This window comes from Ruegeria sp. AD6 (assembly GCF_056542325.1).
Genome location: NZ_JBQFZQ010000001.1, coordinates 176,119 through 191,479, shown reverse-complemented (window position 1 = coordinate 191,479; position 15,361 = coordinate 176,119). Strand labels below are relative to the sequence as shown.

Below are 15,361 nucleotides of genomic sequence, written 5' to 3'. Positions count from 1 at the left end.
GCCGGGCTTACTTCATCCGGCTGATCACAACGGTAACTTCGGGCTTCTTGCCGATCTCGGTCTTGGCGGTCTGACGCACGATCCGGCGCATCGCCTCTTCCAGCTTGTCATCGTCGCGCAGGGTCTTGGCCTCGGCCCGCATCAGGAACTGGTTCAGGTCTTCCTCCAGCACCTCGACCAAAGCGGCCCGCGAGGTTCCGGTTTCCGGTAGGCCCATCATATCGCACCAGGGTTCGCCCAGCGGCTCGTCCTCTTCATCCAGAATGACTGTGACCGTGACATGCCCGTTCAGCGCCATGCGAATACGGTCGCGGACAATGCCGTCCAGCGCGCCGATCTTGACGGTGCCGTCCAGATAGGTGCGTCCGGTCTCGACATAATCCACAACCTTGGGCGCATTGCCGGTCAGGTCCAACATGGTGCCGTTGACCGCAAGGATACCGGTCCGCCCGCCAGCCTCGGCCAGTTTCGCATGTTCGCGCAGGTGGCGGTGTTCGCCGTGCATCGGGATGACCATCTGAGGGTCAGTCAGCGCATGCACCTTCTCAAGATCAGGCCGGTTGGCGTGGCCCGAGACGTGATACAGCCCCGAGCTGTCATCGACCACATCCACGCCCTTTTCGCTAAGCTGGTTCATGATGAAGATCACGCCGCGCTCGTTTCCGGGAATGGTCTTCGACGAGAACAGGAACAGATCGCCCTCTTTCAGTTCGATCCCGCGATACTTGCCGCGTGCCAGTTGCGCGCTGGCGGCGCGGCGTTCGCCCTGACTGCCGGTCACGATCAGCATCAGGTTCTGGCGCGGCAGGTCCACCGCCTCTTCGGCGCTGATCACCTTGGGGAAGTCCGACAGGATACCGGTTTCCGTCGCCGCCTCGATCATCCGGCGCATGGCGCGGCCCAGCAAAACAACCGAACGCCCGGCCCGCTGCCCGGCCTCTGCCAATGTCTTCACCCGCGCAACGTTCGAGGCAAAAGTGGTGGCCACAACCATACCTTCGGCGCTTTCGACCAGCTTTGTGATCTCGGGCCCAACTTCGGATTCCGATCGTCCGGGATGGGCTGAAAACACATTGGTGCTGTCACAGACCAGCGCCTTGACACCCGATTTGGCAACCTCGGTCCACAGGTCCGGGTCAAACGCTTCCCCCACAACCGGGTTTGCGTCCAGTTTGAAATCGCCCGAATGCACGATCCGGCCCGCAGGCGTGTCGATCACCAAGGCCGCGCTTTCGGGGATCGAATGCGAGACCGGCAGGAAACCCACGGTGAACGGGCCAGCCGAGACCTGCTCGGGCCAGGCCGAGGCGGTGCGCACGGCGTCTTCGGGATGGCCATGTTCGTCCATCTTGCGGCGGGCGATATTGGCGGTGAAAGCACGTGCATAGACCGGCGCGCCAAGTGCTTCGTAACAATGGGCCACGGCGCCCACGTGATCTTCGTGCGCGTGGGTGACAAAGATCGCCTCAAGCCGGTCGGCGCGGTCCTGCAGCCATGAAATATCGGCGTGGATCAGATCAACCCCTGGCGTGGTATCCATATCGGGAAACGTCACGCCCAGATCGACGAGGATCAGGCGTTCCTTGCCCGGTTCACCATAGCCATACACATAGGCATTCATGCCGATTTCACCGGCCCCGCCCAGCGGCAGGTAGATCAGTCTTTCGCTGCTCATGTCGAGCCATTTTCCTTGTTATAGCGATGGATCACGGTCAGGCCGTGCATCGTCAGATCATCTTCGATTGCGTCGAACCCCACGTCGGCCTGATCGAACAAGGGTGCGAGCCCTCCGGTTCCAACGACTTTCATCGGCATTCCGTATTCGGTCTTGATGCGGGCAATCAGCCCCTCGATCAGACCGGAATAGCCCCAATACACGCCCGACTGGATACAGCCAACCGTATTCGTGCCAATCACTTTGTCCGGCCGCGTAATGTCGATATGCGGCAACGCCGCAGCGCCCTGATGCAAAGCCTCCAGGCTGAGGTTCACCCCCGGCGCAATGATGCCGCCGACATAAGCGCCGTCGGCGGCCACGACGTCGAAATTGGTTGCGGTGCCGAAATCCACCACCACCACATTGCCGCCATGCCGGTCAAACGCCCCGACCGCGTTGGCCAGACGATCCGGGCCAGGCACGGTGCCTTCATCCACGCGGGGCGTCACAGGCAACAGGCAATCGGGTTTACCCACCACCCATGGCCGGCAGCCAAAGAACCGATCCGCAAATATACGAAGGTTGAACACCACGCGCGGCACGGTCGAGGCGATAATCACATCCGTGATCTCGGCCTCGATGCCGTAATGTTTCACCAGCGTCGAATACCATGTGAAATAGGCGTCCGCCGTGCGCGAGTGATGGGTCGACGTGCGCAGCGTGCACAGGAAGGTTTCGCCATCCCAGATCGAGAATACGGTGTTCGTGTTGCCGCAATCGATGGCCAGAAGCATCTGCGCCCCTTTCAGAAATACACATCCGCCGCGGGAATGCTCACGCGGCCTTTCGCGGTGTTTAGGACAAGGTTGCCCCCCGCGTCCACCGTTTCGAAGGTTCCGACCGTCTCTGACGTTCCGGTACGGGCGGTGATGACCTCGCCCAGACGCGCCGCGCGGGCCAGCCAGGCGGTGCGGATCGGCTCAAACCCATAGGTGACAAACTGCGTCTCGTAACGGGCATAGGCGGCGGCGAGTTCGGTCAGGAAATCCTCGGGCGTGACATGGGCCCCGGTTTCCGACAGCAATGAGACGGGGCGCATTGCACCGGGTTCCACCGCCTCGGGGTCGGGGGCCGAGGCCAGATTTACGCCAATGCCGATGGCCAGATGGGCCACGCCGCGCCCCTGCCCGGTGCTTTCCAGCAGGATTCCCGCCAGCTTGCCGCCATTCAGCAGCACATCATTGGGCCATTTCAGCGACAGACCGTCCGCCCGCCCGGTGACAGCCACACAGGCATCAAACAGGGCCAGCGCGGCGACGAAGCTGCGCAAAGCCGATTGTTCCGGTGCACCTTGCGGACGCATCAGCAAGGTCGCGGCCAGATTGCCCATGGGGTTCGCCCAAGCCCGCCCGCGCCGTCCGCGCGCTGCGGTTTGGTGATGCGCCATGATCCACACCGGACCGCTGGCGTTTGGGGCGATCCGTGCCGCTTCGTTCAGGGTGCTATCAACTTCCTGCACTTCGTGCAGGCCGTAGCCTTGGGGCCATTTGGTCATATCAAAAAGGCCCGGTCGCGCGACCGAGCCCCTCCTTCACAGTGTTCTAGACGATCAGTTGACAAGCGTGGCTGCCGCAGCCGCCGCTGCGCCCTCGACACCGAACTGATAGAATACGCCGATCAGCATCAGGGCTGCCGATCCCATCAGGGCGACCCACAAAACGGGCGATGACCGCGTTTCGATCGGTTCCTCGTTCTCGGCCCCGAAATACATGTAGAACACGATCCGCAGGTAATAGAACGCACCGATGACCGAGGCGATGGCCGAGACGATGACCAGACCCGTCAGACCCGCGCTGACGCCCGCTTGCCAGACACCGAACTTGGCGAAGAACCCAAGCATCGGCGGCACGCCCGCAAGGCTGAACATCAGGATCAGAACCGCCAGCGCCTTACCCGGATCATGCCTGGAATACTGGCGCAACGCATCAATGTCGGTGACGGGTTTGCCATCACGTTCCATCATCAGGATGAAGGCGAAGGTGCCGATATTCATGGTCACGTAAATGGCCAGATACATCAGCATCGCCTTGATGCCCAACTCGGTCCCTGCGGCCAGACCGATCAGCGCATAGCCCATATGCGCAATCGACGAAAACGCCATCAGGCGCTTGATGTCACGCTGCCCAATGGCGGCGACCGCACCCAGCAGCATCGACAGCACAGACAGCAGCACGATCACCTGTTGCCAGTCTTTCACGATACCGCCGAATGCGTCATGCAGCAGCCGCGCGAACAGGGCCATCGCCGCCACTTTCGGCGCGGTTGCAAAGAACGCGGTAATCGGGGTCGGAGAGCCCTCGTACACGTCCGGCGTCCACATATGGAAAGGCACCGACGAGACCTTGAAGGCCAAACCCGAGATCAGGAAGATCAGACCAAACAGCAGGCCAACCGAGACATCTCCGGCCTGTACAGTCGCGATGATGCCCGAAAACAGGGTGGTTCCGGTGAAGCCATAAACCAGCGACGCACCATATAGCAGAAGGCCCGAGCTGAGCGCGCCCAGCACGAAATACTTCAATCCGGCCTCGGTCGATTTCGCACTGTCGCGGCGCAGCGCGGCCACGACATAAAGGGCCAGGGATTGCAACTCCAGCCCCATATACAGCGACATCAGATCGCCTGCGCTGACCATCATCATCATGCCCACAGCGGCCAGGGCCACCAGCAACGGATACTCAAAGCGCAGCAGGCCCCGGCGGGCCATGTATTCCTGGCTCATGACCAGAACGGCGGCGGCGGATAGCAGGATCGCAACCTTGGCAAAGCGGGCAAAGCCGTCATCGACGAACATGCCGTTGAAGGCCACGTTGGTGCCGTCACCATTGGTGGCAATCCAGATTGCCAACAGCGCCATCAGGCCAGCGGTGGCCCAGACCAGAACCGGCGCCAGCCCGTCTTTCGTCGTATAAACGGCCCCGATCAGGGCCACCATCGCATATACGGCCAGAACGATTTCCGGCAGGATTATTGTCAGATCAGCCTGGATCATGTCTCCAAAGCCTCCTTAATGCGAGGCGGCCGTCTGGGTCGCAGCCTCAGCCGCGGCCAGAGCCGTGTCATAGTTCGAAATCAGCGCGGCGGTCGAGTTGCCGATCACATCCGTGACCAGCGATGGGTAGACGCCCAGCAGGATGGTCATCACGATCAGCGGCGCGAAGATCAGCCGCTCGCGCGAGCTCATGTCCGTCATCGCCTTGAGGCTTTCCTTGATCAGATCGCCAAACACCACCCGGCGGTACAGCCACAGCGCATAGCCAGCCGAGAAGATCACACCGGTCGCGGCCACGGCCGTCACCCACGTGTTGACCTGGAAGGCGCCCATCAGGGTCAGGAACTCTCCGATAAAGCCTGACGTCCCCGGCAGGCCGACATTGGCCATGGTGAACAGCATGAAGACCAATGCATAGGCGGGCATTCGGATCACCAGACCTCCGTAAGCCTCGATATCGCGGGTATGCATCCGGTCATATATCACGCCGACGCAAAGGAACAGCGCGGCCGAAATGAACCCGTGGCTGAGCATCTGGAAGATCGCGCCATCAATGCCCTGCTGGTTCGCCGCAAAAATCCCCATGGTCACAAAACCCATATGCGCGACCGAAGAGTAAGCGATCAGCTTCTTCATATCCTTCTGCACCAGCGCCACCAGCGAGGTGTAGACGACAGCAATCGCCGACATCCACAGCACCAGATCGGTCATCACCGCTGACCCCACCGGGAACATCGGCAGGCTGAACCGCAGGAAGCCATAGCCGCCCATTTTCAACAGGATCGCCGCCAGCACGACCGAACCCGCCGTTGGTGCCTGCACGTGCGCATCTGGCAACCAGGTGTGCACCGGCCACATCGGCATCTTCACTGCGAACGAGGCAAAGAAAGCCAGGAACATCAGCGTCTGCATACCGCCGACGATGTAGACGCCCAACACGCTGAACCCTTCGGAGGAGAACTGATGGGTCATCAGCGCCTCGATATCCGTGGTGCCCGCATCGGCATACATCGCCACCATCGCCACCAGCATCAGCACCGAGCCGAGGAAGGTGTAGAGAAAGAACTTGAAGCTGGCATAGATACGGTCCTTGCCGCCCCAGATGCCGATGATCAGGAACATCGGGATCAGGCCTGCCTCGAAGAACAGGTAGAACAGCACCAGATCCAGCGCCATGAACACGCCCAGCATCAGCGTTTCCAGCAGCAGGAAGGCCACCATGTATTCCTTGACGCGGTCCGTCACCTGCCAGCTGGCCAGAATGGTCAGTGGCATGATGAATGTGGTCAGCAGCACGAACAGAACGCTGATCCCGTCCACGCCCATCTTGTATTTCAGGCCCAGCAGCCATTCACCCTCTTCCACCATCTGGAAGCCGGTGTCGTTGGGGTCAAAGCCGGTGTAGATGCCGATCGAGACAAGGAAGGTCACCGTGGTCGCCAGCAGGGCGACCCATTTGGCATTGCGTTGCGCCGCCGCGTCGTTGCCGTGCAAGAACAGAGCCAGAATGCCCGCTGCGATGGCCGGGATGAAGGTAACGATGGAAAGGATATTGTCCATTACTGCGCCCCTCCGCCGATCGACATCCAGGTCACAAGGGCCGCGATGCCCAGCACCATCCAGAAGGCATAGGTGAAGATGTACCCGGTCTGCGCCTTGCCTGCGAGGCGGGTGAAGAAGGGAACAACGCCCATGGCTACTCCGTTCAGGAAACCGTCGATTGTATTGCCGTCACCGCGCTTCCAAAGGAACCGGCCAAGGGCCACGGTAGGTTTGACAAAGACCGCATCATAGATCTCGTCAAAATACCATTTGTTCAGCAGGAACAGGTACAACGGGCGCTGGTTTGCAGCCAGCCGCGCGGGCAGCGTGGTGTTCACGATGTAGAACCAATAGGCCACGACAAAGCCCAGCAGCATCGCCACGAAGGGCGAGACCTTGACCCATTTCGGAACCGCATGGGCATCGTCCAGCACGGTATTGTCGGGTGCTATATACAACGCGCCCTCGCCCGGCTCACCCGCAAACACGTAGTGATGGTCGCCGCCGTGGGCGTCTTTCTCTCCATGGCTGCCATCCGCATGACTCTCATCTGCATGTGCGTCATCCGCGTGGCCTTCGTCCCCATGATGCGCATCAGCGGTGCCGTCGGCGACGTGCTCGGCATGAGTCGCATCATCATGCCCTTCGGCGTGTTCGGATGCTTCGGCTACGGGGATGCCATAGAACTTGCCAACCTTATCGGTATGGCCAAAGAAGTTGCTATACCAGATCATCCCGGCAAAGACGGCCCCTATAGACAGCGCGCCAAGCGGGATCAGCATGGTCATCGGACTTTCATGGGCGTGGTCATGCGTGTGCTTGTCGCCGCGCGGCTCACCATAGAAGGTCAGAAAGATCAGACGCCAGCTGTAGAACGAGGTAAAGACAGCGGCAATCACCAGCATCCAGAAGGCATAGCCCGTTCCACCGGCAAAGGCGCTTTCGATGATGGCGTCCTTGGACAGGAACCCGGCAAAGCCGAACGTGGTCAGCGGGATCCCCACACCGGTGATCGCCAGCGTTCCGATCATCATCGCCCAGAAGGTATAGGGGATCTTCTTCCGCAACCCGCCGTATTCGGTCATCTCCTGCTCATGATGCATGGCGTGGATCACCGAACCCGCACCAAGAAACAACAGCGCCTTGAAGAAGGCGTGCGTCAGCAGGTGGAACATCGCCGCCGAATACATGCCGACACCAGCCGCCACGAACATATAGCCCAGCTGCGAACAGGTCGAATAGGCGATGACGCGCTTGATGTCGGTCTGCACCAGCCCCACGGTCGCCGCAAAAAACGCGGTCGAAGCCCCAAGGAAGGTGATGAACGCAGTCGCACCCGGCGCGAACTCCATCAACGGCGACATGCGGCAGACCAGGAACACGCCCGCCGTCACCATGGTCGCAGCGTGGATCAGGGCTGACACAGGCGTCGGGCCTTCCATCGCGTCGGGCAACCAGGTGTGCAGGATCAACTGCGCCGATTTCCCCATCGCGCCGATGAACAGCAGGACGCAGATCACCTCAATCGCTGTCCACTCCCCCCACAGGAAGGTCAGTTGCGTTTCGGCCAGCGTCGGGGCCGAGGCAAACACGTCCGAGAAATTGATGCTGTCGGTCAGGAAGAAGATCGCGAAGATCCCCAGCGCAAAGCCGAAATCACCGACACGGTTGACGATAAACGCCTTCATCGCCGCCGCATTGGCGCTGGATTTGCGGTAATAGAACCCGATCAACAGGTAGGACGCGACGCCCACGCCTTCCCAGCCAAAGAACATCTGCACCAGATTGTCCGCCGTCACCAGCATCAGCATGGCAAAGGTGAAGAAGGACAGATAGGCAAAGAAACGCGGCTTATAGCTCTCACCCTCACGCCATTGCGGGTCATGGTCCATATAGCCGAAGGAATAGAGGTGCACGAGCGCCGAGACCGTCGTCACCACAATCAGCATGATCGCGGTCAGACGGTCCAGACGGATGGCCCAGCTTGTCGACAGCGAGCCGCTTTCGATCCAGCGCAGGATTTCGATCTGCTGGGTCTGGCCATCGAAGGTCAGGAAGACGATCCATGACAGCAGACAGGCGAGGAACAGCAGACCCGTGGCGGTCCACATGGCGGCCTTTTCGCCAATAAAGCGCCAGCCAAACCCGCAGAGCAGCGCGCCCACCAGCGGGGCAAAGAGGATGGTGGTTTCCATATTCTCTTACCCCTTCATCATATTGACGTCTTCAACCGCGATGGTGCCGCGGTTGCGGAAGAAGCAGACCAGAATGGCCAGCCCGATTGCCGCCTCGGCCGCCGCAACGGTCAGCACGAACAGCGTAAACACCTGCCCGACCAGATCGCCAAGGAAGCTGGAAAACGCCACGAGGTTGATATTCACCGCCAGCAGCATCAGTTCGATGCTCATCAGCAGGATGATGACGTTCTTGCGGTTCAGGAAGAGACCGAAGATGCCGATGACGAACAGCGTCGCCGCGACCGTAAGATAGTGTTCAAGTCCGATCATAGACCTGCTCCTCGGGACTCTGGGTAGTAGATTTTGCAGCCGTTGAATGGGTCATAACGGTTGCGGCGCTTCATGTTTGCGATTTGTTGCTCAACACTAAGAGAAACTTTGTAGTCGTTCTCGTAAGCTATCGATACCAGTTCAGCCGCAGATGTAATTTCTCGCACGTCTATAGCTCCAATGGGGACTTGTATCAGATCCACGAGTTCATCACGCCATCCGTTGGGCTGATCAAGGTTTTCAGCTCCCAAGATCGACACAACTTCTGCTCGATGGCAGTCCGCAAACAAAAGCCTTTCGAAAATACCACCGCATGAGGTCGTAAGGGTGACTCGTTGAGCAACTCGCTTGCCGCCTAAATCAACGATCTTTCCACCGTATAACTTATGGTGCTTATAGTCTTCAGCGTGCTGAAAGCTCCCATCAGGTGCCACCGAAACTGGTTGATCTCTCCAAGTAGGGTCTTCTTCAAGGCTGCAAGCAAAGGCGCTTCCAGCAGACACAACAAAAGCAAATGCTATGAATACTTCACGCATCACAACCCCTGCCCCGGTTTCACGTCCTTCAACTCCATCGCCTTGGCCGGGTCGCGCATCATCTGGCCGATGATGTCTTGACGCTTGATGTCCTGACGGTGGCGCAGTGTCAGAACGATGGCACCGATCATGGCCACCAGCAGGATCAGGCCCGCAAGCTGGAACAGAAGGAAATATTGATCATACAGGATGACACCCAGTGCCTCGGTATTGTGGCGGTCCGCCGGGACCGGCTGCGCCAGATTGGCGGCGGCACCCTGCGCGCTTTCCCATGCGCCGAAGGCCATGACGAACTGCATCAGAATGACCAGACCGATCAGTAGGGCCAGCGGCATATAGCGGGCCATCTCGGCCTTCAGCTCGGCAAAATCCACGTCCAGCATCATCACCACGAACAGAAACAGAACCGCGACTGCGCCCACATAGACGATGATCAGCAGCATCGCCACGAACTCGGCCCCCAGCAGCACGAACAGCCCCGCCGCCGACAGGAAGGACAGGATCAGCCACAGCACCGAATGCACCGGCTGACGGCTGATCACAGTGAACAACCCGCCGGTTATGGCGCTGATGGCAAACAGGTAGAAGGCAAAGACGGTCATTGATCCTCATCCTCGTTGTCGCCCATGACTTCTTGCGCCAGATCCAGCGCGCGGGTCATGGCCGGGATGCCGGCAAAGACCGACATCTGACCGATCGTTTCCACGATCTCTTGTTTCTTAGCACCCGCCTCCAGCGCGTGGCGCACGGTCTGGCGCACCGCTGAATCCGCCTGTGCGCCCTGACAGGTCAGCCCGGCCAGCGTCAGCAGCAGGCGGGTCCTGGCATCCAGCCCGTCCTTGTTGACGGTATTGCCGAACATCATCTCCATGACCTCTTTCGGCATGGTCGGCCACAGCGCCTCGAACCCCTTGGGCGAGAATTTCTCCATCGCCGGGTTCATCGCCCTGGCCATGTCCTGAGCCTGCTTCATCATCAGCTCGAACGGATTTGTCGGGCTGTCAGTCATCGGTACGGCGCGTCCAGTTCCAGATTGCGGGCGATCTCGGCCTCCCAGCGTTCGCCGTTCGACAGGAGTTTTTCCTTGTCGTAGAACAGCTCTTCCCGAGTTTCCGTGGCGAATTCGAAGTTCGGGCCTTCGACGATTGCATCGACCGGGCAGGCTTCCTGGCAGAAGCCGCAATAGATGCACTTGGTCATGTCGATGTCGTACCGTGTCGTACGGCGAGAGCCGTCCTCGCGTGGTTCGGCGTCGATGGTGATGGCTTGCGCCGGGCAGATCGCCTCGCAGAGTTTGCAGGCGATGCAGCGTTCTTCGCCGTTCGGATAACGGCGCAGCGCGTGTTCGCCCCGGAAGCGCGGGGACAGAGGGCCCTTTTCATGCGGATAGTTCACGGTGGCCTTGGGGGCGAAGAAATACTTCAAACCCAGCTTCATGCCGACCCAGAAGTCCTGCAGCAGGAAATACTTGGCAGCGCGGGTGTAGTCGATGTTTGCCATATCAGCCTCCTACGCTCCAACGGGCGAACGCGCCCCAGAACCAGTCGAATTTTGCCGCGAAGGCCACAAAGACCACCCAGACCAGCGAGAACGGCAGGAACACTTTCCAGCCCAACCGCATCAGCTGGTCATAGCGGTAGCGGGGCGTGATCGCCTTGACCATTGCGAAGATGAAGAAGAAGAACGCCATCTTGGCCACCATCCACAGCACGCCATCGGGTAGGCCCGGGATCGGGGACAGCCAGCCGCCGAAGAACAGCAGCGAGGTCAGGGCGCACATCAGGAAGATGGCGATGTATTCACCGGCCATGAACAGCAGGAAGGGCGTGGCCGAGTATTCGACCTGATAACCGGCAACCAGTTCCGATTCCGCCTCGGGCAGGTCAAACGGGGGGCGGTTGGTCTCGGCCAGTGCCGAGATGAAGAACAGGAAAACCATCGGGAAATGCGGCAGCCAGTACCAGCTAAAGAACCCGAACGAGCCGTCCTGCGCGCGCACGATGTCGCCGAAATTCATCGAACCGGTCGAGATGATGATGCCGATGATGATCAGGCCGATCGAGACCTCGTAGGAAATCATCTGCGCGGCTGAGCGCAGCGACCCAAGGAACGGGTACTTTGAGTTCGACGCCCAACCGCCCATGATCACGCCATAAACCTCAAGTGAGGAGACGGCAAAGACGTACAGAATGGCGACGTTGATATCCGACAGGACCCAACCGTCGTTGAACGGGATCACCGCCCAGGCGATCATCGCCAGCACGAAGGATGTCAGCGGCGCGAGTATGAACACCGTACGGTCGGCACCCGCAGGAATGACAACCTCCTTCACCACATATTTCAGCGCGTCCGCCACCGATTGCAGCAAGCCGTATGCACCGACAACGTTCGGGCCGCGACGCATCTGGACAGCAGCCCAGATCTTGCGGTCACCATAAACAAGGAACAACAGCGAAATCATCACAAAGGCAACAACGGCAAGCACTTGCGCCAGTATAATGATGGCTATTCCGCCTGGGGTGTTAAAGAATTCAGCCATTGGTCCTCACACCGTGGGTATTCCGTTTTCCGCCTGCGTCACGATAGTCGCGAGGCAGCAGCTGGGTCGGCGCGTAGGTGTAAACAGCATCCGCCGCCCTCGCGCTACCCTTTTTCTTTGGTTCCACATTCACATCCCGCGCGGTGACCTGCCGAATAGCAGCCGCGCTAGTTGGCGATATGAAACAGCTCTGGTTCATTCCGCAGCGATCTTTTCGGCCTTGCGCGCCTGCGCTTGCGCCGACAGCTCGGCCATCAGTTGCGAGGCGCGGGCGATTGGGTTGGTCAGGTAGAAATCCTGGATCGCGTGGCGGAAGCTGGCTTGGCCCAGGGGGCCTGCCTCGAGCGGTTGAAATTCGTTCTCGATCACCTCGTCGATGCGGGCCAGATGCGGAACCGCCTCGATCAGTGCAGTGCGCAGTTGCGCCAGCGAGTCATAGGGCAGTGTCGCCCCCAATTCGGCCGACAAGGCGCGCAGGATGGCCCAGTTCTCTTTGGCGTCCCCCGGCGCGAACCCGGCGCGCATCGCCAGTTGCGGGCGGCCTTCGGTATTCACGAACAGCCCGTTTTCCTCGGTATAGGCCGCGCCCGGCAGGATCACGTCGGCACGATGCGCGCCCCGGTCGCCATGGCTACCTTGGTAGATCACAAAGGCCCCATCATCGATCTCGACCTCATCCGCGCCCAGGTTATAGATCACCTCGGCCCCTTCGAATGCAGCCTCAAGCCCGCCTTCCGTCACAGCGCCAACATCCATTGCACCAACACGGGCGGCAGCGGTGTGCAGGATCATCAGCTTACCATTGGTCCGCGCGGCTGCCTGCATGGCGTGCCCAAGCACCGCAGCGCCGTCCGCTTCGCGCAGCGCACCCATGCCGACGATGATCACCGAGGGCTTTTCCAGAATGTCGTCGAATTCGTGCTTTTGCAGATCGGCCAGCGCATCCCGCCCCTCGCCCATCTGGAAAACGTCATAGGTCAGATCAGCCTGCGGTCCGATATTGGCAATCTTGGCCCCGTTCAGCCACGCCTTTCGGATGCGTGCATTCAAAACCGGTGCTTCGTCACGCGGGTTGGCCCCGATCAGCAGGATATATTTCGCATCATCAACATCTTCGATCGACGCCGTGCCGACATAACCCGACCGGTTGCCAGCAGGCAGGCGCGCATTGTCCACACGGCATTCAATATTGCCGTCCAGACCTTCGACCAGTTGCTTCAACGCGAAAGCCGCCTCGACCGGAACAAGATCACCGACCAGCGCCGCAACCTTCTTGCCCTTCATCGCCCCGGCCGCTTTGGTCAGCGCCTCAGGCCATGAAGCCGGGCGCAGCTTGCCGTTTTCACGCACATAGGGCTTGTCCAGCCGCTGACGCCGCAGACCGTCCCAGACGAAACGGGTCTTGTCGCTGATCCATTCCTCATTCACGCCATCATGGTTGCGTGGCAGGAAGCGCATCACTTCGCGCCCTTTGGTGTCCACCCGGATGTTCGAACCCAGAGCATCCATCACATCGATGCTTTCGGTCTTCGTCAGTTCCCAAGGGCGGGCGGTAAAGGCGTAGGGTTTCGAGGTCAGTGCGCCCACCGGGCACAGGTCGATGATATTGCCCTGCATGTTCGAGTCGAGCGTCTGGTTCAGATACGAGGTGATCTCGGCATCCTCGCCCCGCCCGGTCTGGCCCATCTGGGTGATCCCGGCGACCTCGGTCGTGAAGCGCACGCAGCGGGTACAACTGATACAGCGGGTCATCGCGGTACCGACCAGCGGACCCAAATCCAGATCGTCCACTGCCCGCTTGGCCTCTTTAAAGCGCGAACCGGATACGCCGTAGGCCATGGCCTGATCCTGCAGGTCACATTCGCCGCCCTGATCGCAAATCGGGCAATCCAGCGGGTGGTTGATCAGCAGGAACTCCATCACCCCTTCGCGGGCCTTCTTGACCATGGGAGAGTTCGTCTTGACTTGCGGTGCCTGCCCTTCCGGCCCCGGACGCAGGTCACGCACCTGCATGGCACAGGATGCGGCAGGCTTCGGCGGGCCGCCCACGACCTCAACCAGACACATGCGGCAATTCCCGGCGATCGAGAGGCGTTCGTGATAGCAAAACCGTGGAATCTCGATCCCGGCCTCTTCACAGGCCTGGATCAGGGTCATCGAACCATCGACTTCAATCTCCTGTCCGTCGATATTCACTTTCCGAAGGTCAGACATGGTCTAGTTCGCCCTCAAATACACGCCAATGGCGCTGTTTCTTTCGATTTCCGCCCGCCCCAGCGTGCAGAATGAATTTGGTTTGTCATACGAGACACCGTTCTGCGCCAGATACGCCTCGCCCTTGGCGCGCATCCGGTCCTTTTCGGCATCCGATTCGACGTAAGCCCGGATTTCCGTGTCCGAATACCCCAGTTCATTGGCTTTGGACCGCAGCCCCCACATCACGCCAATCGCTTTCAGACGCCGCCCGCTGATCGAGGGGCAGTATTCGGAGATCTCGTTTGCGATGGCGATATAATAAAGCTCGTTGTCGATCTCAGCGACATCGCTTAGCGGAGGTTTGGCCTGAACCGCGCCCGGCACGGTCATCAGCGCGGCCACTGCCAGAGTTTTTGCAACAGACATGATTGATCCTTTTGTTTTGGGTGCACCAAAACAAAAACCCGCCGATCTGCTATGCGATAGCAGACGCGGCGACATGCCGTGATATGCAAGAACGCGCGTCATGGTCTTTGGCAGGTTCCTGCAAAGGCCAGCTTGTCGTTGTCAATCCGCAGCTGCTGCGGATCCGTATCCGGCCCCACCTTCCACGCGATGCGGGATGAGCCGAAATTCTGCACGCAGTATTTGATCCCTTCATACCGCCCGGCCTCACGCGCGCCGTTCAGGGAAGCTGATACACCGTTGACGACGATGGTGAACTCGGTCGGTGCCCTTTTCTTATCGACGGCTTTGGCCTTGGTTCTGAAGTAATTGCCTTCGAACAAAACCCGGTCACTTCGGGATGTCGTGATCGTGCTGCAAGCCGTCAGCAACGCCAAAGTCGCGATGGTCAGGCATGTCGTGGCCCGGCTTGCTTTCGCAAACCTTTGATTTCTATAACTCATTCCCATCACAGTGCAGCCACCAAAGCCATAACCCCAATAACAAACATGCAAGCCCAGGCCAGCACATACAGAACCGAGCGCACACCCGAATGCGGTTTACCAACGCCCCGAATGTGAACCCCCAGCATCACAAGCCGGGCGACCAGCGCAATCGACGCCAACAGGTTGACCCAAAACGGGCTGACCCCCAGCAAAATCGCGGTCACGACAACGATGACAAAAGCGGGCAGTGTTTCCGTGCCGTTCAAATAGGCCCGGTTCAGACGATAGGCCCGGTCCGCATAGTCTTGTTCGGGCGTGGCGCCCGGTGCCAGACCCTTGTTCTGCTTGGCCATGGCGCTGAACGGTGCAAGCAACAACACAACCAGCGTGAAGATCACCAGCGAGGCCAGGGCATGAGCGTATTCGGCAAAACCTTCCATTC

Annotated in this window: 16 protein-coding genes; all 16 read right to left on the bottom strand. The window is 59.8% G+C overall.

Annotated elements, in window-relative coordinates; translation table 11 throughout:
* Positions 1–7: 7 nt before the first annotated feature.
* Positions 8–1,675: a ribonuclease J gene (locus tag ACR0KJ_RS00925; protein ID WP_480625752.1), complete on the bottom strand. Its 1,668-nt coding sequence runs from the start codon at positions 1,673–1,675 to the stop codon at positions 8–10.
* Complete coding sequence (locus tag ACR0KJ_RS00920) at positions 1,672–2,451, bottom strand: type III pantothenate kinase (protein ID WP_170451910.1); 780 nt, start codon at positions 2,449–2,451, stop codon at positions 1,672–1,674. The genes ACR0KJ_RS00925 and ACR0KJ_RS00920 overlap by 4 nt, the downstream gene beginning before the upstream one ends.
* Before the next feature lie 11 nt (positions 2,452–2,462).
* Positions 2,463–3,212: a biotin--[acetyl-CoA-carboxylase] ligase gene (locus tag ACR0KJ_RS00915; protein WP_170451912.1), complete on the bottom strand. Its 750-nt coding sequence runs from the start codon at positions 3,210–3,212 to the stop codon at positions 2,463–2,465.
* Between the two features lie 54 nt (positions 3,213–3,266).
* Positions 3,267–4,709, bottom strand: coding sequence for an NADH-quinone oxidoreductase subunit NuoN (gene nuoN / locus ACR0KJ_RS00910; RefSeq protein ID WP_480625751.1), 1,443 nt, complete (start codon positions 4,707–4,709; stop codon positions 3,267–3,269).
* A gap of 15 nt (positions 4,710–4,724) precedes the next feature.
* The gene (locus tag ACR0KJ_RS00905; RefSeq protein WP_480625750.1) at positions 4,725–6,269 is read right to left on the bottom strand and encodes an NADH-quinone oxidoreductase subunit M; all 1,545 of its coding nucleotides are present in this window, start codon (positions 6,267–6,269) and stop codon (positions 4,725–4,727) included.
* Positions 6,269–8,446 carry an NADH-quinone oxidoreductase subunit L gene (gene nuoL, locus ACR0KJ_RS00900; protein ID WP_480625749.1) on the bottom strand — a complete coding sequence of 726 codons (2,178 nt, stop codon included), beginning with the start codon at positions 8,444–8,446 and terminating at the stop codon, positions 6,269–6,271. Before nuoL ends, ACR0KJ_RS00905 begins: the two co-directional genes overlap by 1 nt.
* Before the next feature lie 6 nt (positions 8,447–8,452).
* Entirely contained in the window at positions 8,453–8,758 is a 306-nt protein-coding gene (gene nuoK / locus ACR0KJ_RS00895; protein WP_005984024.1) for an NADH-quinone oxidoreductase subunit NuoK, read from the bottom strand.
* On the bottom strand, positions 8,755–9,294 hold the full coding sequence (locus ACR0KJ_RS00890) for a hypothetical protein (protein WP_480582116.1): 540 nt from the start codon (positions 9,292–9,294) through the stop codon (positions 8,755–8,757). Before ACR0KJ_RS00890 ends, nuoK begins: the two co-directional genes overlap by 4 nt.
* Entirely contained in the window at positions 9,294–9,896 is a 603-nt protein-coding gene (locus ACR0KJ_RS00885) for an NADH-quinone oxidoreductase subunit J (RefSeq protein WP_170451922.1), read from the bottom strand. The genes ACR0KJ_RS00890 and ACR0KJ_RS00885 overlap by 1 nt, the downstream gene beginning before the upstream one ends.
* Positions 9,893–10,303 (bottom strand): carboxymuconolactone decarboxylase family protein, encoded by a 411-nt coding sequence (locus ACR0KJ_RS00880; RefSeq protein WP_480625748.1) that lies wholly within the window; start codon positions 10,301–10,303, stop codon positions 9,893–9,895. The genes ACR0KJ_RS00885 and ACR0KJ_RS00880 overlap by 4 nt, the downstream gene beginning before the upstream one ends.
* Positions 10,300–10,794 carry an NADH-quinone oxidoreductase subunit NuoI gene (nuoI, locus tag ACR0KJ_RS00875; RefSeq protein ID WP_068347504.1) on the bottom strand — a complete coding sequence of 165 codons (495 nt, stop codon included), beginning with the start codon at positions 10,792–10,794 and terminating at the stop codon, positions 10,300–10,302. The genes ACR0KJ_RS00880 and nuoI overlap by 4 nt, the downstream gene beginning before the upstream one ends.
* Position 10,795: 1 nt before the next feature.
* Positions 10,796–11,833 (bottom strand): NADH-quinone oxidoreductase subunit NuoH, encoded by a 1,038-nt coding sequence (nuoH, locus tag ACR0KJ_RS00870; RefSeq protein WP_170451928.1) that lies wholly within the window; start codon positions 11,831–11,833, stop codon positions 10,796–10,798.
* A 195-nt stretch (positions 11,834–12,028) separates the two neighbouring features.
* Positions 12,029–14,047: an NADH-quinone oxidoreductase subunit NuoG gene (gene nuoG, locus ACR0KJ_RS00865; RefSeq protein WP_480625747.1), complete on the bottom strand. Its 2,019-nt coding sequence runs from the start codon at positions 14,045–14,047 to the stop codon at positions 12,029–12,031.
* A 3-nt stretch (positions 14,048–14,050) separates the two neighbouring features.
* Entirely contained in the window at positions 14,051–14,455 is a 405-nt protein-coding gene (locus ACR0KJ_RS00860) for a DUF5333 domain-containing protein (RefSeq protein WP_170451932.1), read from the bottom strand.
* A gap of 98 nt (positions 14,456–14,553) precedes the next feature.
* Positions 14,554–14,937, bottom strand: coding sequence for a hypothetical protein (locus ACR0KJ_RS00855; protein ID WP_170523558.1), 384 nt, complete (start codon positions 14,935–14,937; stop codon positions 14,554–14,556).
* Positions 14,938–14,942: 5 nt separating this feature from the next.
* Complete coding sequence (locus tag ACR0KJ_RS00850; protein ID WP_170451934.1) at positions 14,943–15,359, bottom strand: MAPEG family protein; 417 nt, start codon at positions 15,357–15,359, stop codon at positions 14,943–14,945.
* Positions 15,360–15,361 lie beyond the last annotated feature (2 nt).